The sequence below is a fragment of the Thermodesulfatator atlanticus DSM 21156 genome (genome assembly GCF_000421585.1).
Taxonomy (GTDB): Bacteria; Desulfobacterota; Thermodesulfobacteria; order Thermodesulfobacteriales; family Thermodesulfatatoraceae; genus Thermodesulfatator; species Thermodesulfatator atlanticus.
Genome location: NZ_ATXH01000026.1, coordinates 14,016 through 34,542, shown reverse-complemented (window position 1 = coordinate 34,542; position 20,527 = coordinate 14,016). Strand labels below are relative to the sequence as shown.

22 protein-coding genes, 2 rRNA genes and 1 pseudogene are annotated in these 20,527 nt (G+C 47.4%); 13 read left to right on the top strand and 12 right to left on the bottom strand.

What is annotated here, in order from left to right; translation table 11 throughout:
* The 5 genes from H528_RS0109860 to holB all read left to right on the top strand — a co-directional run.
* Positions 1–90, top strand: a 23S ribosomal RNA gene (locus tag H528_RS0109860); the annotation flags it as partial.
* Between the two features lie 97 nt (positions 91–187).
* Positions 188–304, top strand: a 5S ribosomal RNA gene (gene rrf, locus H528_RS0109855).
* 310 nt (positions 305–614) lie between these two features.
* Positions 615–1,460 (top strand): peptide chain release factor N(5)-glutamine methyltransferase, encoded by an 846-nt coding sequence (gene prmC / locus H528_RS13460; RefSeq protein ID WP_022854149.1) that lies wholly within the window; start codon positions 615–617, stop codon positions 1,458–1,460.
* Between the two features lie 16 nt (positions 1,461–1,476).
* Positions 1,477–2,751, top strand: a complete 1,275-nt coding sequence (gene murA, locus H528_RS0109840; RefSeq protein WP_022854148.1) for a UDP-N-acetylglucosamine 1-carboxyvinyltransferase — start codon at positions 1,477–1,479, stop codon at positions 2,749–2,751.
* Positions 2,739–3,740 carry a DNA polymerase III subunit delta' gene (gene holB, locus H528_RS13455; RefSeq protein WP_022854147.1) on the top strand — a complete coding sequence of 334 codons (1,002 nt, stop codon included), beginning with the start codon at positions 2,739–2,741 and terminating at the stop codon, positions 3,738–3,740. The genes murA and holB overlap by 13 nt, the downstream gene beginning before the upstream one ends.
* Here holB and H528_RS13450 read toward each other — a convergent pair.
* Genes H528_RS13450 through ispF form a run of 3 tightly spaced genes read right to left on the bottom strand, consistent with a single transcriptional unit; the run spans position 3,666 to position 6,584 of the window.
* A complete protein-coding gene (locus H528_RS13450) occupies positions 3,666–4,292 on the bottom strand; it encodes an FmdE family protein (protein ID WP_022854146.1) in 627 nt (208 codons plus the stop codon). The two genes, holB and H528_RS13450, sit on opposite strands and share 75 nt — an antisense overlap.
* The gene (gene uvrC / locus H528_RS0109825) at positions 4,292–6,118 is read right to left on the bottom strand and encodes an excinuclease ABC subunit UvrC (protein ID WP_022854145.1); all 1,827 of its coding nucleotides are present in this window, start codon (positions 6,116–6,118) and stop codon (positions 4,292–4,294) included. Before uvrC ends, H528_RS13450 begins: the two co-directional genes overlap by 1 nt.
* Positions 6,111–6,584 carry a 2-C-methyl-D-erythritol 2,4-cyclodiphosphate synthase gene (ispF, locus tag H528_RS0109820; protein ID WP_028845895.1) on the bottom strand — a complete coding sequence of 158 codons (474 nt, stop codon included), beginning with the start codon at positions 6,582–6,584 and terminating at the stop codon, positions 6,111–6,113. The genes uvrC and ispF overlap by 8 nt, the downstream gene beginning before the upstream one ends.
* Positions 6,585–6,658: 74 nt before the next feature.
* On the opposite strand from ispF, the gene H528_RS0109815 reads away from it, so the two are divergent.
* The 4 genes from H528_RS0109815 to H528_RS0109800 are packed head-to-tail and all read left to right on the top strand — an operon-like array spanning position 6,659 to position 10,574.
* Positions 6,659–6,961, top strand: coding sequence for a J domain-containing protein (locus tag H528_RS0109815; protein WP_022854143.1), 303 nt, complete (start codon positions 6,659–6,661; stop codon positions 6,959–6,961).
* A 3-nt stretch (positions 6,962–6,964) separates the two neighbouring features.
* A complete protein-coding gene (locus H528_RS0109810; RefSeq protein ID WP_022854142.1) occupies positions 6,965–8,194 on the top strand; it encodes an aspartate kinase in 1,230 nt (409 codons plus the stop codon).
* Positions 8,195–8,203: 9 nt separating this feature from the next.
* Positions 8,204–9,799 carry a citramalate synthase gene (cimA, locus tag H528_RS0109805; protein WP_022854141.1) on the top strand — a complete coding sequence of 532 codons (1,596 nt, stop codon included), beginning with the start codon at positions 8,204–8,206 and terminating at the stop codon, positions 9,797–9,799.
* 10 nt (positions 9,800–9,809) lie between these two features.
* Positions 9,810–10,574, top strand: coding sequence for an ATP-binding protein (locus tag H528_RS0109800; protein WP_022854140.1), 765 nt, complete (start codon positions 9,810–9,812; stop codon positions 10,572–10,574).
* A gap of 16 nt (positions 10,575–10,590) precedes the next feature.
* On the opposite strand, the gene H528_RS0109795 is transcribed toward H528_RS0109800, so the two are convergent.
* Entirely contained in the window at positions 10,591–10,797 is a 207-nt protein-coding gene (locus H528_RS0109795; protein WP_022854139.1) for a hypothetical protein, read from the bottom strand.
* Positions 10,798–10,872: 75 nt separating this feature from the next.
* On the opposite strand from H528_RS0109795, the gene H528_RS0109790 reads away from it, so the two are divergent.
* A complete protein-coding gene (locus tag H528_RS0109790) occupies positions 10,873–11,778 on the top strand; it encodes a L,D-transpeptidase family protein (RefSeq protein ID WP_022854138.1) in 906 nt (301 codons plus the stop codon).
* A gap of 2 nt (positions 11,779–11,780) precedes the next feature.
* Positions 11,781–12,626, top strand: a complete 846-nt coding sequence (panC, locus tag H528_RS0109785; RefSeq protein ID WP_028845894.1) for a pantoate--beta-alanine ligase — start codon at positions 11,781–11,783, stop codon at positions 12,624–12,626.
* Between the two features lie 240 nt (positions 12,627–12,866).
* Here the strand turns inward: panC and H528_RS14910 are convergent.
* The 4 genes and pseudogenes from H528_RS14910 to H528_RS13440 form a co-directional block, all read right to left on the bottom strand.
* Positions 12,867–13,049: pseudogene (locus tag H528_RS14910) on the bottom strand (hypothetical protein); the annotation flags it as partial.
* Between the two features lie 31 nt (positions 13,050–13,080).
* Positions 13,081–13,572, bottom strand: a complete 492-nt coding sequence (locus tag H528_RS13445; RefSeq protein WP_022854135.1) for a DUF4143 domain-containing protein — start codon at positions 13,570–13,572, stop codon at positions 13,081–13,083.
* Entirely contained in the window at positions 13,490–13,666 is a 177-nt protein-coding gene (locus H528_RS14905; protein WP_084677706.1) for a hypothetical protein, read from the bottom strand. The genes H528_RS13445 and H528_RS14905 overlap by 83 nt, the downstream gene beginning before the upstream one ends.
* Positions 13,667–13,671: 5 nt before the next feature.
* The gene (locus tag H528_RS13440) at positions 13,672–13,977 is read right to left on the bottom strand and encodes an AAA family ATPase (RefSeq protein ID WP_022854134.1); all 306 of its coding nucleotides are present in this window, start codon (positions 13,975–13,977) and stop codon (positions 13,672–13,674) included.
* A 157-nt stretch (positions 13,978–14,134) separates the two neighbouring features.
* Between H528_RS13440 and panD the strand changes: the two genes are divergently transcribed.
* A complete protein-coding gene (gene panD, locus H528_RS0109775; RefSeq protein WP_028845893.1) occupies positions 14,135–14,509 on the top strand; it encodes an aspartate 1-decarboxylase in 375 nt (124 codons plus the stop codon).
* A gap of 5 nt (positions 14,510–14,514) precedes the next feature.
* Positions 14,515–15,798 (top strand): 30S ribosomal protein S12 methylthiotransferase RimO, encoded by a 1,284-nt coding sequence (gene rimO, locus H528_RS0109770; RefSeq protein WP_022854132.1) that lies wholly within the window; start codon positions 14,515–14,517, stop codon positions 15,796–15,798.
* Between the two features lie 410 nt (positions 15,799–16,208).
* Here rimO and H528_RS0109760 read toward each other — a convergent pair whose 3' ends face one another.
* The 4 genes from H528_RS0109760 to hypB form a co-directional block, all read right to left on the bottom strand.
* Positions 16,209–16,766, bottom strand: a complete 558-nt coding sequence (locus H528_RS0109760) for a hypothetical protein (protein ID WP_022854130.1) — start codon at positions 16,764–16,766, stop codon at positions 16,209–16,211.
* A 492-nt stretch (positions 16,767–17,258) separates the two neighbouring features.
* Positions 17,259–17,570, bottom strand: coding sequence for a type II toxin-antitoxin system Phd/YefM family antitoxin (locus H528_RS0109750; protein ID WP_218969833.1), 312 nt, complete (start codon positions 17,568–17,570; stop codon positions 17,259–17,261).
* A 17-nt stretch (positions 17,571–17,587) separates the two neighbouring features.
* The gene (hypF, locus tag H528_RS0109745) at positions 17,588–19,882 is read right to left on the bottom strand and encodes a carbamoyltransferase HypF (protein WP_022854127.1); all 2,295 of its coding nucleotides are present in this window, start codon (positions 19,880–19,882) and stop codon (positions 17,588–17,590) included.
* On the bottom strand, positions 19,846–20,526 hold the full coding sequence (gene hypB / locus H528_RS0109740) for a hydrogenase nickel incorporation protein HypB (RefSeq protein WP_022854126.1): 681 nt from the start codon (positions 20,524–20,526) through the stop codon (positions 19,846–19,848). The genes hypF and hypB overlap by 37 nt, the downstream gene beginning before the upstream one ends.
* Between the last annotated feature and the right edge of the window lies 1 nt (position 20,527).

The window sequence follows — 20,527 nt, the reverse complement described above, 5'->3', positions numbered from 1 at the left end:
CCAGGGAGACTACCTGGTAGATAGGCCGGAGGTGGAAGCCCAGCAATGGGTGGAGCTGACCGGTACTAATCGCCCGAGCGGCTTGGCCACAGTATTGGCTTAATAGTTGATACTGTGGTGAGAGGCTTGTGGGTACCGGAGCGATATCCTATATCACTTGTCGAGAGTTTTTAAGGGGAAGGAATTCCTGGGTGCCCATACCGGAGGGGCCACACCCGTACCCATTCCGAACACGGTCGTTAAGCCCTCCAGGGCCGATGGTACTGCCGGGTTACCCCGGTGGGAGAGTAGGTCGGCGCCCGGGTAATAAAGATAGAGAAAAGCCCGGTTGGGAAACCAGCCGGGCTTTTTTATTTTTGTTCCGTCATTGCAAGCGAATAGCTTTTGATGCAACGCCCCATGTGCCAACCAATCCCTTGAGATTACTTTGGCGAGCCTAGCTCGCCTTGCGATGATACGCGTTGGTGAAATTACTATGGTATCCCTATCAGGCCTTCTCGCGATGACGCTTTGTGGAATAAAACGGGCTCCCAATCGCAAATCTGGAATGTCAAATTGTTTAGCTTTTAGGATTTATATGGCTTTTCTCCGTGGTTTTGTTTAAATCTTCTGTTATGCCTGCACTTTTAGAGATTCTTCAAAAAGGCAGAGATTTTCTCGTAAAAAAGGGCTTTTCTCCAAAAGAGGCTGATTACGAAAGCCGTTTTATCCTATCTTTTCTTTTAGGCAAAAAACTTCTTGATATTTATCAGGAAAAAGAAGTTCCCCCTTTAGTTGCAAAAAAATTTTTTATGCTTTTAGAGAAGCGTTCTCAAGGGGTTCCTGCCGCATATCTCCTTGGAGAAGTTGAGTTTTTTGGCTGTTTATTCAAAGTTGGCCCAGGGGTTCTTATTCCTCGTCCTGAAACAGAAATCTTAGTAGAAACTGCCCTTAACCTTTTACCTGAGGGGTCTTATTTACTTGAATTGGGGGTGGGCTCAGGCTGTATTTCTATTACCTTGGCCCTGGAAAGGCCTTCTTTTAAAATCATCGGTGTGGATATCAGTTCGCAGGCCCTGGCATATACAATCCAAAACCTAAAAAGATATGGCCTTGAAAAAAAACTTCTTTTAGTAAGGGGAAACTGGCTTAGCCCCTTCAAAGAAACCCATTTTTTTAATGCCATTTTGAGTAACCCGCCTTATGTGGCGAAAAACGAATGGGAAACGCTTGACAAAGAGGTAAAGTTACACGAACCACAGGAAGCCCTTCTAGCAGGAGAAGAAGGCCTTGATTTTATAGCCGAAACCTTGAAAAAAGCTCCCGGGTTTCTTAAACCCCCTGGCTACGTTATCCTTGAGATAGGTTATAGGCAAAGAGAAAAAGTAGCTTCTCTCGCGGAAAAATTAGGATATAAATACTTTTTTGTGAAAGATTTATCAGGGCATCATCGCGTTTTGGTTGCAAAATATAGCTTATAAAAAGCAGGAGCTTTTGATGCAAGAAAACATCTGTATCTTCGTGGAAGGGGGGCACAAGCTCTCTGGCGAGGTTATTATCAGCGGAGCCAAAAACGCTGCTCTTCCTGCACTTGCAGCCGCACTTTTAGCAGAAGGGGAGTATTTTTTTTCAAATGTTCCCTGGCTGGTTGATGTTTTTACCATGCTTGAACTCCTGGGGCGTTTGGGCTGTCAGTATGAAATAACCCGTGAAGGCCTTTATTTGGACACTTCGAATGCCGAAGAAACCCTTGCTCCTTACGAAATCGTAAGCCGGATGCGGGCTTCGGTGCTGGTGCTTGGTCCGCTGCTTGCCAAGCACGGAAAGGCCAAAGTAGCACGTCCTGGAGGATGCCCTATTGGCAAACGCCCCATAGACTTGCATTTAAAAGGCCTTGAGGCTATGGGGGCCAAAATAGAAATGGAACACGGCTATATCGTGGCCAAGGCTCCACGCCGAGGGCTTTGCGGAGCAGAAATTTTCTTTGATTTTCCCTCGGTTACCGCCACAGAAACCATTATGATGGCCGCAAGCCTTGCCCGGGGAAAAACTCTTATCCGCAATGCTGCCAAGGAGCCGGAGATCGAATTTTTGGGAGATATGCTCTGTGCTATGGGCGCCAAGATAAAAGGCCATGGAAGCGAAAATATCTACATTGAAGGGGTCAAAGGGCTATCCCCTGCCAAGGTCGATATTATCCCTGACCGTATTGAAGCAGGTACATATCTCATGGCTCCCGCGGTGGCAGGAGGCGAAATTATCGTTAAAAGGGCCAACCCTTCCCATCTTGAAAATGTTTTAGCTTCCCTTAAGCAGCTCGGGCTTACGATAGAAATCTCCGGTGATGAGATTCTTAGCAGGCGTGGCAAAAGGCTTAGACCCATTAAGATAAGAACAGCCCCCTATCCCGGTTATCCTACGGATCTTCAAGCACAAATCATGGCGGTTTTATGTACGGTCAAAGGCGTTTCTGTGGTTGTTGAGACGGTTTTTGAAGACCGCTTCCATCACGTGGAGGAGCTAAAACGCCTTGGGGCAGAAATTACCGTAGAGGGCCGGGTGGCAGTGGTTCAAGGGGTGAAAAGGCTCCAGGCTGCGCCGGTAAAGGCAACCGATTTGCGCGCAAGTGCCTCTCTTGTGCTGGCCGCGCTTGGAGCAGAAGGTGTTACGGAAATCAGCGAGATTCATCATTTGAAAAGGGGCTATGAGTCCCTTTGCGACAAGTTTTCTAAACTGGGTGCCAAGATATGGGAGGCTCCGTGCCAGAGCTAAAGGCGCTTTCCTTTGATGAGATCAAAGGCCAGGACCGGGCCCTTGGAATCCTTTTAAAAGCCCAGGGAAAGGCCCGCCTTCCCCACGCCTATCTTTTTCTTGGCCCTGAAGGCGTTGGCAAAGAAACCACCGCACTTTCTTTTTTCTGGCGGCTTCTTTGTGAGGGGAAAACAGCCTGCGGGAAATGTGTTCCCTGTGCTAAATTTTTGCGCGGGAATCACCCTGATGTTGAAATAATAAGCCCTGCGAGCAAGTCATTAAAAATAGAACAGATTCGTGCGCTAGAGGCCAAACTTTATTTCAGACCCCTTGAGGCTGAAAGGCGGCTTATTTTGTTCCCTGATGCAGAAGCCATGACCCGAGAAGCAGCTAACGCCCTTCTTAAATCCCTTGAAGAGCCACCTCCTTATAATCTCTTCGTCCTGGTGGCTAAAAGCACCGAAGGCCTTTTGCCCACGATAGTATCTCGTTGCCAGATTGTGCGTTTTAGGCCCCTTCCCCAAAAGATTCTTGAACAAGTGTTGGTAGAGCGCTTTGGGCTTTCTGAGGAAGAGGCAAAAGGTCTTTCGTGTCTGGCTGAAGGAAGCCTTGGTAGGGCGCTTCGCCTGGCAGAAAGGGGCTTTCTTGAGGAGCTTTCCCGGTTTGTTAAGGCTATTTCCACAGGCAAGCCATCACAAATCGTGGCAGTGGCCGAGACCCTTCCCAAATTAAAAGAAGACCTCCCTCTTTTTTGGGAAATGGTCTTGGTGTGGTTGCGTCAGGGGCTTTTAAGCCACCTTGAGCTAGATGAATTTCCTGAGATGCTTCCTGAGAAGCCTCCTCGAGATTTCGTTGTCCCCGCAATGGAACGTGTGCAACAGGCGTTTTCTGCCATTCAGATGAATCTTAACCAAGAAATATTTTTGCTTGAGCTCTTAACCTTTCTTGCGGAGCTTTGGCGAAAGGCCCTTCACGCGGAAGTAAGCCCCGTAGGCGCAAGGGCGGCATAAAATTTTGCCGTTTTGGTTAACCTCACGTCCATCCTGTACCCAAACACCGCACTTTTCGCACTGGACCCTTTTTAAGGGCCTTCCAGGTAAATCAAAGTCGGAGACCTCGACTTCTACTTCCTGAATCTCAAAAAGTTCTTCTTCAGGCATGACCTGATAAGCTTTAAGCTGGCGCTGATACTTGTTTTCGATCTCAGGGAAATAATTTTTCGAAAGCTCACGGGCTTCTTCCCTGGCAATGATGCGAAAGGCCTTTTTGGTCTCGAGATTCAAGAAAGTTGCAGCCATGATACCGTGGTCAAGGAATTTGAGGGATCGCTTCCCAAGACTTGCGCCGGTGACTGATTGTATGGCATCAGTGGCGCAGCGGTCAATTTCAACGAAGACCAGGAACTTCTTCCGGTCCGCTCCTTTTGGATCAGAAATACCAATAAGGCGCAAGCCAAGAAGGGCAAGTCTCACCCCCAGGACCTGGCCGGCACAAAGATGCCCGTGGGTTCTTACTGATTCTTCAAGTATTTCTTCAAATGGGATTTCAAAGATGTTGGCCATTACGCGCTCCTTTCACTTTGTTCAAGATAAGCCTTCTGCAGGTATTCTCTGATAGTTTGTGCCACCTTGCGGTTAAGACCAGGAAGCCCTGCAATTTCCTCGACAGGGGCCTTGGCAAGATTTTCTAAGCTCTCAAAATGCCTAAGCAGGGTTTTTTTGCGTTTGGGGCCAATGCCGGGAATCTGGTCAAGAATAGAGGTAAGCCCCTGTTTTTTGCGTCTTTTTCTGTGAGAGGTTACGGCAAAGCGGTGGGCCTCATCGCGCACCCTTTGTAAAAAGCGCAAGATGTCTGTGTGTTTTGCCAACTTAAGAGGATTTTTACGCTGGGGAAGATAAATTTTTTCGCCTTCCCCTTGGCGTTCTTTGGCAAGGGCACAGAAATCGACTTTATCAAGCACGTGCAATTCTTCTGCTGCGGCAAGGGCTGCAGCAAGCTGACCTTTGCCTCCGTCTATAAGTATGAGGTCTGGGAGGCTCGTAGCCTCAAGGCAGTTTTTAAGGTGTCTACCTACGGTTTCGTATATCATGGCGTAATCATCAGGGCCTGCGGTGCTTTTAATGTAATATCGCCGGTAGCGGCTTTTGTCTTCTTCGCCCTCAAAAAAAGACACTACCACCCCCACGGACAAGGTGCCTTGGATGTTTGAAATATCTACGCCTTCAACGCGCAGGGGTATCTTTTTAAGCTTCAGGGTAAAGGCGAGCTTTTCTGCTAGTTCTTCGTAAGGTCGTTCACCGGCAAGGCGTGCAGCAAGGGCCTCACGAGCATTTTGTTGGGCAATCTTTAAAAGTTCTTTTCTGGCCCCGCGCTTAGGTACTTTTATAGTCACTTTTTTTTCTGCGAGCTCACTAAGCCAGTCCTCAAGTATTTCTTTGTCTTCAGGGGACTCAGGAAGAAGGATTTCCTGAGGTATGTATTTGCCCTCATCATAAAACTGCTGCAAAAGTGAAGCGTAAAGGGCGTTTGCCTCTGAGTTAGCACGGCTAAGGTTAAAAGTTTTTTTACCGAGCAGGGCGCCGGATCTCACAAAAAGCACGGCCCCTGAGATTTTTTCTCCCTGGCGTGCCAAGGCGAAAACATCAAGGTCTTCTTCCTGAGGAAGGTTTACTACCTGGGCTTCTAGGGTGCGTTCGATGGCAAAGATCCGGTCACGCAAAAGAGCTGCCTTTTCAAAGTTTAATTCTTCGGCAGCCTTTTCCATTTCTGCCCGTAGGCTTTTTAAGACGTCCTGAGCCTTTCCTTTGAGAAAGGAGATGGCCCCTTCTACCAGTTTGCGGTATTCCTCTTCGGTAATCAGGCCCACACAGGGAGCCGGACAGCGGCCTATCTGGTAATAAAGACAGGGGCGTTCGCGTCTTTGGAATTCAGCCGTTGAGCAGCGCCTTAAGGGAAAAATACGTGCCAAAAACTTAAGTGTTTGCCTTACCGCCCCGGCAGAGGGGTATGGACCGAAATAGACGGCTTTGTCTTTGCGTTTGCGGCGACAAACCTGAATAGCGGGAAACTTTTCGTGCAAAGTGATGCGCAAAAGGGGATAGGCTTTGTCGTCACGCAGGAGTACGTTGTAACGCGGCCGGTATTTTTTTATAAGATTGGCCTCAAGCACCAAGGCTTCTTTTTCGCTACGGGTGACGATGGTTTCTACGATATTGGCTTTGGCTACGAGCACTCTGATTTTATAAGGCTGGTCTTCTCGCAGATAGCTTTGCAGGCGTTTGCGCAAGTTTTTGGCTTTGCCAACGTAAAGAACTTCGCCTTTTTCGGTCTTAAAAACATAGACTCCCGGGTTTTCAGGGGCTTTTTTGATAACTTCTTGGTCAATCATGGGTGATTAACACCACAGCGTATGCGGCAATGCCTTCTTTTCGTCCGGTAAAGCCCATTTTTTCGGTGGTTTTGCCTTTTATATTAATGGCTTCTTCTGGGCATTTTAATACCGAGGCCAGGGTCTTGCGCATCTTATCCCGATAGGGGCCTATTTTCGGGCGCTCGGCCACGATAGTTAAATCAGCGTTAACCAGGCGAAAGCCTTTCTGGGCAAGTTTTTTCATGGTTTCTGAAAGGAGCTCAAGGCTTGAGATGCCTGCATAGCGTTTGTCTGAGTCTGGAAAGTGTTCGCCAATATCTCCAAGCCCTGCCGCGCCGAGAAGGGCGTCTATCAACGCGTGGGTGGCCACATCGGCGTCTGAGTGGCCAAGGAGTCCTAGCTCGTAGGGTATTTCTACCCCGCAAAGGATAAGCTTGCGCTCTGGAGCAAAACGATGCACGTCGTAGCCAAATCCTACCCGCATACTTACTCCTTTAGTTTCTTTGTCTCTGGTTAAGCTTTGCAAAATACGTTAAATTCTCGAAAACGGAGTTTATTATGCCACGGGAGAAATGGCAAAAAATAGAAGAAGCGCGGAAACTTTTAGGCCTGCCTTTGCAGACCAGCAGGGCTGAAATCCGCGCAAGGTATCGCAACCTTGCCGCAAAGCTCCATCCAGACCATCAGGGCGATGTAAAGACCATGCAACGTTTAAACGAGGCCTATCAGCTTTTGATGGAATATTGTGAACACTATCGCATAGAGCTCCGCCCCAACGATCGCGGGGCGGATGCTGAAGAATGGTGGTTTTTACACTTTGGGGAAGATCCAATTTGGCGTGGCAAAAAGGAGGAGGATTAATTCATGCTGGTAGTTCAGAAGTACGGTGGCACATCCGTAGGAGACCTTGAACGTATAAGAAATGTCGCCCGGCGCATTGCTAAATATCGCGATGAAGGCCATGATGTGGTGGTCGTGGTCTCGGCTATGGCAGGGGAGACGGATCGTCTTCTTCAGCTTGCCCATGAGCTTGTGGAAGAGCCCTCTCCACGTGAGCTTGATATGCTCGTGGCCACAGGAGAGCAGGTGTCTTCATCACTTCTGGCCATGGCTTTAAATGCCATGGGTTATCCTGCCAAGGCCCTTCTGGCCTTTCAGATTCCGATTAAAACAGACGAGCTTTTTGGCAAGGCCCGTATTCGCGACATTGCCACCGAGCGTATGCGCGAAGAACTTAAAAAAGGCCACGTGCTCATCATTGCCGGGTTTCAGGGGATAACTGAAAACGGTGACATCACTACTTTGGGACGTGGCGGTTCTGATACTACCGCGGTGGCTATTGCTGCAGCACTTGGGGCTGATGTTTGCGAGATTTTTACCGACGTAGACGGGGTTTACACGGCGGATCCGCGCATTGTGCCTAAGGCCAGAAAGATTGCTAAGATTTCCTACGATGAGATGCTTGAGCTGGCAAGCATGGGCGCCAAGGTCCTTGAGATTCGCTCTGTGGAGTTTGCCAAAATTTATAAAGTGCCGGTTCACGTGCGTTCTAGTTTTTCTGATGAGCCGGGTACAATGGTAGTGGAGGAGGACGAAAGCATGGAAAAAGTTTTGGTGTCAGGGGTTACTTATAATCGTAACGAGGCCCGTATTTCCCTTTACGGGGTGCCGGATAAACCCGGTGTTGCGGCCAAAATATTTGGGCCTATTGCTGATGCCGGTATTGTGGTTGATATGATTATCCAGACAGGCCGCCCTGACGGACGTGCAGATATGACCTTCACCGTGCCCAAGACTGATTATAAAAACACCTTGCGACTGGTAGAAAAATTATCATCTGAGATCGGTATTGAAAAAATAGAAGGCGCTGAAGACATTGCCAAGGTTTCCATTGTGGGTGCTGGTATGCGTGCTCATCCAGGGGTTGCCGCCAAGATGTTTAACGTCCTAGCAAATCACGGCATCAATATTCACATGATTTCTACTTCGGAAATAAAAATTTCCTGTGTGATAGATGAAAAATACACTGAACTAGCCGTAAGGGCGCTGCATGAGGCCTTTGGGCTTGATCGGGAGCCAGAACAAGAAGGCTAGGAGTTTTTTATGGCTAAAAACATAGAATTTTATGATACCACTTTACGTGACGGCACCCAGGCTGAGGACTTTAACCTTTCTGTGGAAGACAAGTTGCGTGTGGCCCAAAAACTCGACGAGCTTGGCATTGATTACATCGAAGGTGGCTGGCCAGGCTCAAACCCTAAAGATGCGCGTTTCTTTCGCGAGGTAAGGGACCTCAAGTTCAAGCACGCACGCATTGCGGCTTTTGGCAGCACCCATCATCCACGCAAAACCCCCGAAGAAGATCCAAATCTGCGCGCCCTTATCGAGGCCAAGACACCAGTTGTTACTATTTTTGGCAAAAGCTGGGACATCCACGTAAAAGAAGCCCTTAAGACCACCCTTGAGAGAAATCTTGAGATTATCGAGGCCTCAGTGGCCTATCTCAAGCCTCACTGTGAAAAACTATTCTACGATGCAGAGCATTTTTTTGACGGCTTTAAGGCTGACAAAGACTATGCTTGCGAGACCTTAAAACGTGCCGCTTCGGCAGGGGCGGATGTCCTGGTGCTTTGTGATACTAACGGCGGCACCCTTCCCCACGAAATAGTCGAAATAATTCGTGAAGTGAAAAAACGCCTGGGAAAAGGTGTTACCCTGGGTATTCATGCCCACAACGATTCTGAATGTGCGGTGGCCAATTCCCTTATGGCTGTGCTTGAAGGTGCCGTTCAAGTCCAGGGCACTATTAATGGCTTTGGGGAACGCTGCGGTAATGCCAATCTTTGTTCTATTATGCCCAATCTTTTGCTTAAGATGGGCTATGAGGCCGAGGCCAAAAAACATTTACACAAACTGACCGAGGTCTCACGCTACATTTGCGAAATAGCCAATATACCGCATCCACGCTATTTGCCCTATGTTGGGCGCAGTGCCTTTGCGCATAAAGGCGGGGTACACGTCTCTGCGGTTATGCGTCATCCCCGCACTTACGAACACATCGAACCAGAACTTGTTGGAAACATCAGACGAGTGCTTGTGTCTGATCTTTCTGGGCGCAGCAACATCCTTTATAAGGCCAAACAATTCGGCATCAAACTTGCCGAAAACGATCCCATGGTGGCGAAGATTGTAGAAGAAGTTAAAAAGCGCGAGGCTGAGGGATATCAGTTTGAAGCAGCAGAAGCCTCCCTTGAGCTTTTGATGTATCGCTTAATTGGCGAGCCCAAGCAGTATTTCGAGCTTTTGGGCTACCGGGTCTTTGATATGCAAAATCCCGAAGAGGGGTATCCTCTGGTTGAAGCTACCGTAATGGTACGGGTTCCTCCTGGGGTGGGAGAGGTTGAACATACTGCGGCTTCTGGAAACGGCCCGGTAAATGCCCTTGACAATGCCATTCGCAAAGCCCTTGAGCGCTTTTACCCTCAACTTAAAGAGATGAGCCTTGAGGACTACAAAGTAAGGGTCCTTCCAGGCTGCCCTGGTACCGGGGCCATGGTAAGGGTGCTTATTTTTTCGCGAGACAGAGAAGACCGCTGGGGCACAGTGGGTGTGTCGCACGATATTTTAGAAGCAAGCTGTAAGGCCCTGGTTGATAGTCTCACGTACAAACTCTTTAAAGACAGGCACAAGAAAACTTAAGGAGGTTTTAGTGTCAAGGACAATTGCCCTTGCAGGCAAAGGCGGAACAGGCAAAACTACCACTGCGGCCCTTTTAATAAGACACCTCATCAAAACCGGTAGAACCCCCATCCTTGCGGTTGATGCTGATCCCAATGCCAATCTTAACGAACTCCTAGGCGTAGATGTCGATGTGACCCTTGGGGAGATAAAAAACGAGCTTCGCACCGCGGTGCCTGATAGCATGGCCCGGGGTGATTTCATCGAAATGCGTTTAAACGAAGCCGTGATTGAAACAGATGATTTTGACCTCATTGTCATGGGCCAGCCAGAAGGCCCAGGGTGTTATTGTGCTGCCCATGCTTTTCTTTCTCAGGCCCTTGAAAAGCTAATGAAAAATTATGCATACGTAGTGGTGGATAACGAGGCAGGAATGGAGCATCTTTCGCGACTTAATATGCGCAATATAGACCATCTTTTGGTGGTCTCTGATGCTTCTTCGCGCGGGGTGATGACTGCTGGGCGTATTGCAGAATTGATAAAACCCCTACAGCTTGAGGTTGGCACGGTGTGGCTTCTGGTTAACCGGGCTCCTCAAGAGATCCCTCAAACACTCGACGATTACGTACAAAAGATTTGCGATGAAAAGGACATGAAGTTTTTGGGATACTTAAAGGAAAGCCAGGAGGTGTTTGAGGCGGAAATTGCACGTAGACCACTCTTAGAGTTAGTAGATAACACCGAAATTGTTAAGGAAGCTTCTCAGCTTTTCGAAAAGATCTTAAAGGGGGCCTAAGCCCCCTTTTTGAAAATTAGCAACCTTCGATGGCTTTTTGCTTTTTGACTTTGATTTTTACCTTATCGCCCACATTGGCTTTACATTTGCCTTTGATTTCGACAACCATGGTTTTACCATCGAATTCTTTGATAGTGCCTTTACAGGATTTGGCAAGGGCAGGAGCACCGCTTACACCCAAAAAGGATACTGCCATGATAAGAGCCATAAGCTTTTTCTTCATAACAACACCTCCTCTAGATTTGTTTAGCTAGTGTAATATAAATTGATAAAAAAGCTAAATTTTTTTGGAGGAAAATTGATAAAAAATTTTCTAAAAATAGGCGTTGTTTCTTTAATATTTTTTATTTTTGCGGAAATACCGGCTTTTTCGCAAAAAATAATCGTAATAGAGAAATATTCCCGTACTTTGTATCTCTATGAAAACGGACACATTTTGAAGGCTTATCCTGTTTCTCTTGGCTGGAATCCTGAGGAACCTAAAAGAGAACAGGGAGACGGGGCCACTCCAGAGGGCCTTTATTTTATTAGGGAAAAACGCCCTTCGCGTCGTTACGGTCTTTTTTTAGCACTTTCTTATCCAAATTTAAAAGACATTAACCTTGCGCGCTGGGAAGGCCGTTTGAACTTATCTGAATATGAACAATGTGTTTTAAACTTCAAGCAGGGAGTTTCAAATGGCAATTGTAAATTAGGCTACGGCTTGGGGATCCACGGAGGAGGGGTTTGGCGTAAAAAAAATGGTCGCTTGGTGCGTGATTGGACCTATGGCTGCGTGGCTTTAAATGACAAAGACATGCGCGAACTTTATGAGTTGATTGAGGTTGGCACCCCTGTGCTGATCTATGATGCGGAAAAACCGCTTTTTGAGGTATTTAAGCAACTAGTATTTAATCCGTCTACGGGCAATTTATATCCATGGTGGGGCGAGTGGCAACTTCCCTTAAAAGGGTTGACCCTGCGGGTATCCCTTTGGGAAGATCATAACGGTACCAAGAAGCTTCGCATCTGGGGTATGGACAACAATACTAAGCGGCTTTTTTTCCTTTTTGAGGATGCTAATGCTGACGGAAGAATTTCACTTTGGGAAAATGAACAAAACTTTGCGCTTCCAGGCTGGGATTTTCAAAAGATTCGCAATATGATTTTAGATATGTTGCCAAAATGGGTTGAAGAAAAAAAGTTTTCTGGACAAGGAGGCTAGCCATTCGACTGATAAAAGAAATTTCCCAAATGAAAACCTGGAGCGAAACCTCCCGCAAAAATGGCTTGAGAATAGGCTTTGTGCCTACGATGGGCTATTTTCACGAAGGTCATCTATCCCTTATGAGGCGGGCCAAGGAGCTTGCAGACAAGGTCGTGGTGAGCATCTTTGTAAATCCCATCCAGTTTGGACCACAAGAAGATTTTCGCGATTATCCCCGTGACTTAGAACGAGACGCGCGCTTGGCAGAAGAAATAGGCGTTGACGTCATCTTTACCCCCAAGGCTGAAGAAATGTACCCTGAGGGGTTTCAGACTTTTGTTGAAGTGGAAAGGCTTACCAAGCCGCTTTGTGGTGCCAGGCGCCCTGGGCATTTTCGCGGGGTTACTACTGTTTGTTTAAAACTGTTTAACATCGTTAAGCCGCATTTTGCTGTGTTTGGTCTTAAGGATTATCAGCAATATTTGGTCGTAAAGCGCATGGTGGCTGACCTTAACCTTGACCTTGAGATTATAGGTCATCCCATTGTGCGGGAAAAAGACGGCCTGGCCATGAGTTCGCGAAACGTATATCTTTCCCCTGAAGAAAGAAAAAGTGCTACCTGCCTTTATAAGGCACTTTGTTTAGCACAAGAAAAAGTAAAAAAGGGCGTAAGGATTGTTCCTACTTTGAAACAAGAGCTTGAGCAATTTATAATTTCTCATCCCTACACCGAGATCGATTACGTAGAATTTTGCCATCCAGAAACACTTGACCCAGTAAAAGAAATCGCAGGTCCAACTTTACTTGCCCTTGCTGTTTTCGTAGGTAAAGCGAGATTAATAGACAATACTTTAATAGAACCGTAGAGAAAATCTTTTGCAAAATTGCGAAACGTAACTACAAGGGATCCGTTTCCATTTTTCGTACTGAAAAATGGAAATTAACAGACCGAGAAAAGATATTTTGTAAAGTCTTTTAGATATAAAAACACGGAGCAAAGCCTATTAAAAAAGAATTCTTTTTCTCTGTTTTGGTGACGTTTGCGAAATTTAAAATTAAAGCTCTTTTTAAATTGTATCTTTTCAGAAAACTATAAAGACTTTTTCTTACTTTGGGTGTGTATTTAACTTCGTAGGAAATATTGATTCTTCTTGAAACAAGATGAAATTCACTTCCGCTTTTCCGGTGGTGCGCAAAAATTTAGTCAAAAATTCTTTTTTTCTGAGTTCCTTGTAGACAAAATTTTCAAGCATTGCGCCTCTATCGTGTCGTAGTTCTATCGTTTGAAAATTTGATAAAACGGCGTTCCTTAAACCTGTATCAAGGAAATATACTTTTTTGCTTTTTTTTCAGTTCAGTTGCTAGATTCTTGTGAAATGATGGAAGGAGACCTATTACGTAAGTGTTAATGAGTACGTCGAGATATTTTTGAATGGTTTTATAATCGAGCTTTATTTCTTTGCTTAAAGAAGATATTTCAATGATATTTCCTGTATTAAAAGCCAGGATTTTTAAAAAGACTCTAAACTTCTCAAGTTGTCTTATGTTTAAAAAGAAAAAAATATCTTTTTCTAGATAAATTTGAACGAGATTTTTGAGTATTTCTTTTTTAGTTTTTATGTCTTTTTCTTTTACAACAGCTGGATACCCTCCAAATAGGATAAATTCTTCTAAAAGATTGGTAAATTCTTTTTCAAAGATGGGTTGTTTGAGTTTGTGTGTTTTTCCTTCAATAAATTCCCATAGGTTTTTTTGATATTCCTGGTAGAGAATAAGAAGTTCTTTGTTTTTTCCAGAGGAGAAATTCAGCAAAATTTAAGGGATACTGTTCAAGGTAGGTGGCCCGTCCAACCAAGTATTGGCCTAGATTTTCTTTTATTTCAAAGGATCCAGAACCAGTAACCACTAATTTTAGTTCTTGTCCGAGTGGTCATGGATAATCTTGACATATCTGCCTATGTCTTTGAGATATTGTGCTTCGTCGAGATAGAGGATTTTTTGCTCAAGAAATCTTTTGGCAAAAAGCAGGGGGTCAGTTTTAAGGGATTTGGCGTATTCTTCGATTTCTAGGCTTATATATGCACCGCCGTGTTTTTCTTGCAGATGTTTAAGTAAAGTGGTTTTACCGCTCTGGCGAGGGCCTTTTAACAGGATAATTTCCTTTCTAGGTAGCCATTTTTCCAACTTTTCTTCTATTATCCTTGGGTAGTATTCCATAAATAATAGCCTTATTTTTGGATTTAAGTCCCATTATAATGCTATAAAAACAGGAATAACTAATCAAGGGGAAAATTTTTTATGGTGGTCAGATATCTCTGGCGTCTGGGATTCAAAATGTTAAAATGTGGGCAAAATAGAATTTCTGGACTTGCTTATGTGGCGGAAGTTTTTGCGCTCAAAAATACATACGCTCCGCATTACGAACAAAAATCTGAACTATGAGGGGAGCATTACTCTTGACCCGCGGTTTATGATTGCCGCTGGCCTTGAGCCCTTTGAATCCGTCTGGGTCTATAACCTGGCCAATGGCGAACGCTTTGAGACTTACGTTATCAAGGGCGAGTGGGGGAGCAAAGAAGTTTGCCTAAACGGGGCGGCGGCACGCAAGGGAGAAGTGGGGGATAAGATAATCCTTGTCTCTTACACCTGGCTTAGCCCCGAGGAGATAGACCAGGCTACCGTCACTCTCGTCTATGTTGACGACGATAACAACATCCTTGAGGAAAAACGCCTGCCCGTTAAAGAATAACCTTCATGAAAATTTATCCGGTGCTTCTCGGGTGTCCTAAAAACCGTGTGGACGCGGAAAAATTCTTGGCTTCTCTGGCGGAGCTTGGCGTGGAGGTGGTGCTTGATCCCGAAGAGGCAGATATCCTCTTTGTAAACACCTGCGCCTTTATTAGGGAAGCCGTTGAAGAATCCCTTGACGTAATTTTTGAGCTTGCCGAAGAAAAACTTTCCCACCAGCGCCTGGTGGTGGGAGGCTGCCTTGTTACGCGCTACAAAGAGGCACTTTTACCGGAACTTCCCGAGGTGGATCAATTCCTTGGCATTGAGGCCTACCGCGATCCCAAGGCCATACTTTCTAAAAAACGCTATGTCCCCCGTCTAGAAGGCCCAGAGACTACCAAGCGGCTGCTTACGGAAAACCCGTTCTATGCGTATCTTAAGGTCTCTGACGGCTGCAAACACGCCTGTTCTTTCTGTACTATTCCGCGTATTCGCGGGCCGCTTCGCAGTGTGCCTGAAAGACTAATTCTTGAGGAAGCAAAAGCGCTTTTGGCGCGTGGGGTACAAGAGTTTATCCTGGTGGGGCAAGATGTCTCGGCCTACGGTCTTGACCGGGGGGAGTATGCCCTCCCGGGGCTTTTAAAAAAGCTTGCCCAGGAAGTGGCCCCGGCGTGGGTGAGGCTACTTTATCTTTACCCTCAGGGCATAAACGACGCACTCCTTGAGACCATGGCCTCTTTTGCGAACATTTGTCCTTATTTTGATATTCCCATCCAGCACGCAAGCCCGCGCATCCTCAAGAAAATGCGTCGGTCCTTTGAGCCCGAAAAGATGCTTGCTCTTCTGGAAAAGATTCGTAAGTCCTTTCCGCAGGCAGGCTTAAGGACAAGCGTAATCGTGGGCTTTCCCGGGGAGGACGAAAAAGACTTTGAGGCCCTTCTTTCCTTTTTGCAGGAGGCTCGTTTTGACCACCTGGGGGCCTTTATCTTTTCGCCAGAAGATGGCACACTTGCCGCCAAAATGCCGGGTCAAATCCCTCAAGCCGAAAAAGAGGCCCGGTTCCACCAGGTTATGCAGCTTCAGCAGGAGATCTCCCGCGAGAACCTTGTCGCCCGCCTGGGCCAAACCACCGAGGTGCTCATCGAAGGTGTTGACGAAGAAGGCTGCCTGATCGGGCGCACCCCTTTCCAGGCCCCAGAGATCGACGGGGTGACTTTTCTTGAGGGCGAAGCCATTGTGGGAGACATCGTCCCCGCGCGCCTTGTTAAGGCCGACGTTTACGACCTTCACGCTCGCGTGGAATCCTGACGACCGACAGTCCTCCAAAAGCCGTTCAGCTAGACACCTGCCAGAAATTTTAGGCCTCACCCTTCCCATCGGTTTACCGCCATCCTAAAAAAACTGACTTTGGGCTATCAGGGCCCCAAGGCCGTCTTTTTGTTCTCCAGCAGGACAAAGTTTGGCTACCAGTCGGCGATGAGACGCGTAATTTTAATAATTTTTCCCTGCCGGCCCTCTTTTAGATAACGAGAAAAGTTGTTTTTAAGTGCTCTTACCGAAACCCGCATCTAACTTCGTTTTGTAGCCTCATTTGTTGCCACTTTTATAAGCTCCTCAAATCAGGGAATACTCTCCTCGGGCGAGGCATACGCAGTAGGGGCGACACATGCGTCGCCCCTACATCCGCCCGCCATTCGCTATTCGCCACTTACCACAATTCATTTTTCCGCAGGCTCGACCTTCAGGATGAGCAGGTCTTTTCCTTCTGGAAGGGGCTCAAGAAACTGGTAGGGAAGAGCCGGAATTTCCACCTTAGGGTTCTCGACAAAAGGGCCCTCAATCCACTCTACCTCTGGCTTATACGCTGGGACTTCGCCACCAGAGAAGCGGCAGATGTCTGTTAGTTTTCCGCCAGAGATTACGATGGTGCAGAGGATACCCAGGTGGGCACAGTAAGTCTGGTCTGGGCCAGAAAGCCGGGGGTATTTTTCAAGATGCGTGTGTCCGAAACACCACCAGGCCTGAGGGGGAAGCTCGTGAAAGACGACTCCGTCTTTGCCGCAGGTCTGCGAAACAATAAGAGGCGTTGAACGGTAAAAGGCCACTTCGCCACGAACCTCTCCCGGGATGATAAAAAAGAGCTCGTACTCGTTAGCCTTCTCGAAGATCTCAGCAAAGGCCTGCTTAATCCTCTGGTGAAAACAGACTTTCTTTACCTTCTGGGCCTCTTCCATCCAGGCAAGTGCCTTTTCTAAACGATCATTCTTCGAAGCCATAAAACTCCTTCTTTTTAATCAAAAAAACTATCAGATAGCTATGAGAGTTTTATTGCTAGGAATGGGTGTTTTCTTTAACGATGTAAGAGGGTTAATGTCATTATCATGAGATGTATTCGCTTATGAACCAAAATTATTCACCTCCTTCTATATATTATTAGGAACGTGAAATATTTCTCAATTTAAATTATTTGATTAAATCGTATTTTTCTGAATCGATAAAAATTATTTGTCTGCTTTAGGATGAAAATTTCATTTTTTAGCTAAAATCTTTCATAAATAGCCTATGCTGATTTTGCAGGTTGAAATTTTTTATTAAAAAATTTTGAACGAAAAATTTAAAAAAAATAATATAAAAGAAAGAAGGAAGCCTGGACTCTGAAAATGCCGTGCCTTAACAAAGGAGATCTAAAATCCTTTCAGGATAATAGTCTTTTTCGTCTTCCAGCGCCCAGGCAACAGTTACCGAGGCATCCAATACAAATTCCTGGCTCACATGCGCCCCTCTTCGATCAGTTCTTTAATTTTAAGCCCGTTTAACCGGTGCCTTTTTCGGAATTTTTTGATTTCTTCTACGATTTCCTCTATTTTCCGTCTTCTTTGGGGAGCGATAGGTTTTATAACAGCCACCGGAATTCCTCGCCGGGTAATAACAAACCTTTCCCCCTGAGCCACACGATCTAAAAGTTCAGAAAACTTGGTTCTGGCTTCGTAAACCCCTATAATGGCCATGGTCAAACCCCGTTGACTAGTCTTAGATATTTCCCGCTTAATTCGGTCAAGAACGCTAGATTTTTTGGGCATACCATCAAGGGATATCTTTAACCTTTAAGTTTTAACTTCCAGCTGGCCCAAATGGCCTGGCCGTAAGAGACGGCGCCGTCGTTTGGGGGAAGCTTTTCCGGAAAATAAACTTCGTAATCCTTCAGAAGCTCTCTTAGGAGCTCGTCGGCAAGGATTTTGTTCTGGAAACAACCGCCACTTAAGACGATTCTTTTAAGGCCCGTTTGTTGGACGGCAGACCTTATCAGCAGTGCAAAACCCCTGGCCAGAGAGAGGTGAAACCCAAGGGCCAGGGTCTCTTGGTCGTACTTTTCCAGGTGCTCCAATAGAAGCCGAAATAGCCTGCGGGTATCAAGGACCAGGTGCTCTTTAACCGTAAGCGGGATTTCGAAAATTAGTCTTTCTTGGGCCCTGGCGGCCATGGCCTCAAGGAGCATGGGGGCCTCGCCCTCAAAACTTTGCTCGTAGCACACCCCAAGGAGCGCGGCACAGGCGTCAAAGAGGCGCCCGGTGCTGGTGGTAAGCGGGGCGTTTACCCCGCGGGCAAGCATTTTAAACACTATTTCTCCCTTTGCCCAAAAAGTATCAGGGAGAAGCTTCCGAAAAGTTTCAAGGGCTTTGTCACCGTAGAGCGCGTAAAGATAAGCAAGCAGCATGCGCCAGGGCTCCCTTGCCGCGGCATCCCCACCAGGTTGCCCTACCGGAAAGATATGCCCCAGGCGCTGATAGCTGCCGGCCTCAACATAGAAGAGCTCTCCGCCCCAGAGAGTATGGTCATCGCCCAGGCCAACGCCATCAAGAATTAAGGCAAGAAACGGGGGGCGTATTCCAAACTCTCCAGCCACCGCGGCGGCGTGGGCCACGTGGTGCTGCACCTTTACCAGTGGGAGCCCGGTCTTTTTGGCCTCTTCTTCCGCAAGCTCAGTGCTCAAGTACCCGGGATGCAAATCGCAGACAAGGACCTGAGGCCTTACGTGCAAAATATTTTCAAAATGGGCGCGCACTTTTTTGAAAAAGCGCACGGTCTCTAAGTCTTCCAGGTCGCCAAGGTGTTGGGAGATAAAGGCCTCGTCCTCCCGGGTAAGGGTAAAGGTGTTTTTGAGGTGCGGCCCAAAGGCAAAGACCCTTTTTTCCGTAAAGGGGTAGGGAAGCGGCTCAGGCACAAAGCCTCTTGCCCTTCTTATGAGGCGGGGCTTTCCCGCTATGAAGCGCATGACCGAATCGTCTATACCGATAGCGATTTCCCGGTTGTGCAGTAGGAAAAAGTCGGCAATACCCTTTAGGCGCGTTAGGGCCTCTTCATTTGAGACACAAAGGGGCTCACCTGAGAGATTCCCGCTGGTCATCACCAAGGCCAGAAAATCACCCTCCCTTAGCAAGAGATGGTGAAGCGGGGTGTAGGGGAGCATGAGGCCCAAGATATCAAGCCCTGGGGCTATTTCTGCCGCAAGGGGTGAGGGGCTTTTGGCCCTGGCTAAAAGGATAGGTCTTTTGGGTGAGCAAAGAAGCCTTTTTTCTTCTGGACCAAGTTCTGCCAACAATTCCGCTGCCGCGAGGTCTTTTACCATGATGGCAAAGGGCTTGCGGGGACGTTTTTTGCGTTTACGCAAGATGTGGCAGGCCTCTTGGTTGGTAGCGTCACAGGCCAGGTGAAACCCCCCAAGCCCGCGCAGGGCAAGGATCTTCCCCTCTCGAAGCGCCTCTATGGCAAAGGCAAGGGGGTCTTCTACATCTCTAAGGGCGTTGCCCTTTGCGTCACAGAGCCATATTTTAGGGCCACAGGCCGGGCAGGCGTTGGGCTCGGCGTGAAACCGGCGGTCTTCCGGGTTTTGGTACTCGCTTTGGCATTCAGGGCAAAGGAGGAAGACCTTCATGGTGGTCTTTCCCCGGTCGTAAGGGAGATCAAGGATCACGCTAAAGCGAGGGCCACAGTCTGTGCAATTAATAAATGGATAGCGAAAACGGCGGTCGTCCGCGTCAAAGAGTTCGGCAAGACAGGCCTCACACGTGGCCACATCTGGCGGAATCTTGGTCTTTTTGGTGCCGCCCTGGCTTTCAAGGACCAAGAATTCAGAAGGGGCCTTCCCTTCTAGCGGGGTTGTCTTAAGGCTTTCAATGCGGGCAAGGGGCGGGGCTTCTTCTTTAAGGGCCTTTAAAAAGGCCAAAAGGGCTTTTTCGTCACCAAAGGCCTCAATGAGGACCCCTTCACCGGTGTTTCTAACGCTTCCCGTAAGGCCGAAACGCTTGGCCAGGCGATAGACAAAGGGCCTGAAGCCCACGCCCTGGACTACGCCTTTTACTGTGATGCCAAGGCCTTCAGGGTTTCCAGCCACAATGACATACCTTCTCCGGTCTTAGCGGAAAGGGGGATGATCTTTAACCTGGGGTTTAATTCTTGTGCCAGGCGACGGGCCTCTTCGAGATCAAAGTCAAAGTAAGGAAGAAGGTCTATTTTGGTGATGAGGAAGATATCGGCCCTATAAAAAGCAGCAGGGTATTTGGCAGGCTTGTCAGATCCTTCTGGCACAGAGACAAGCACGACTCTTAGGTCCTCGCCAAGGTCAAAGGCTGAGGGGCAAAGGAGATTGCCAACGTTTTCTATAAAAAGGAGTTTGAACTGGTTTTCTTCTAACTGGTGGAACGCACGGTGCACCGTACGGGCGTCAAGATGGCAGGCGCCACCAGTGGTCACCTGCACTGCGGGAATGCCTTTTTGACGGATCCTTTCGGCATCGCGTTCGGTCTCAGGGTCTCCTTCAATAACGGCCATAGGGATTTCGCCTGCCAGGGCGTCTATGGTGGCCTCAAGAAGGGTGGTTTTCCCGGAGCCGGGTGAGCTAATCAGGTTTATGGCCTTTATGCCTTTGGCCTTAAAGTGGGCCCTGTTACTTTCCGCAATGGCTTCGTTTTCCGAAAGGATTTTATGCTCAAGGGTGATTTCTTTGGTGCGTTCATGGCAGCCACAATGTTCACACATT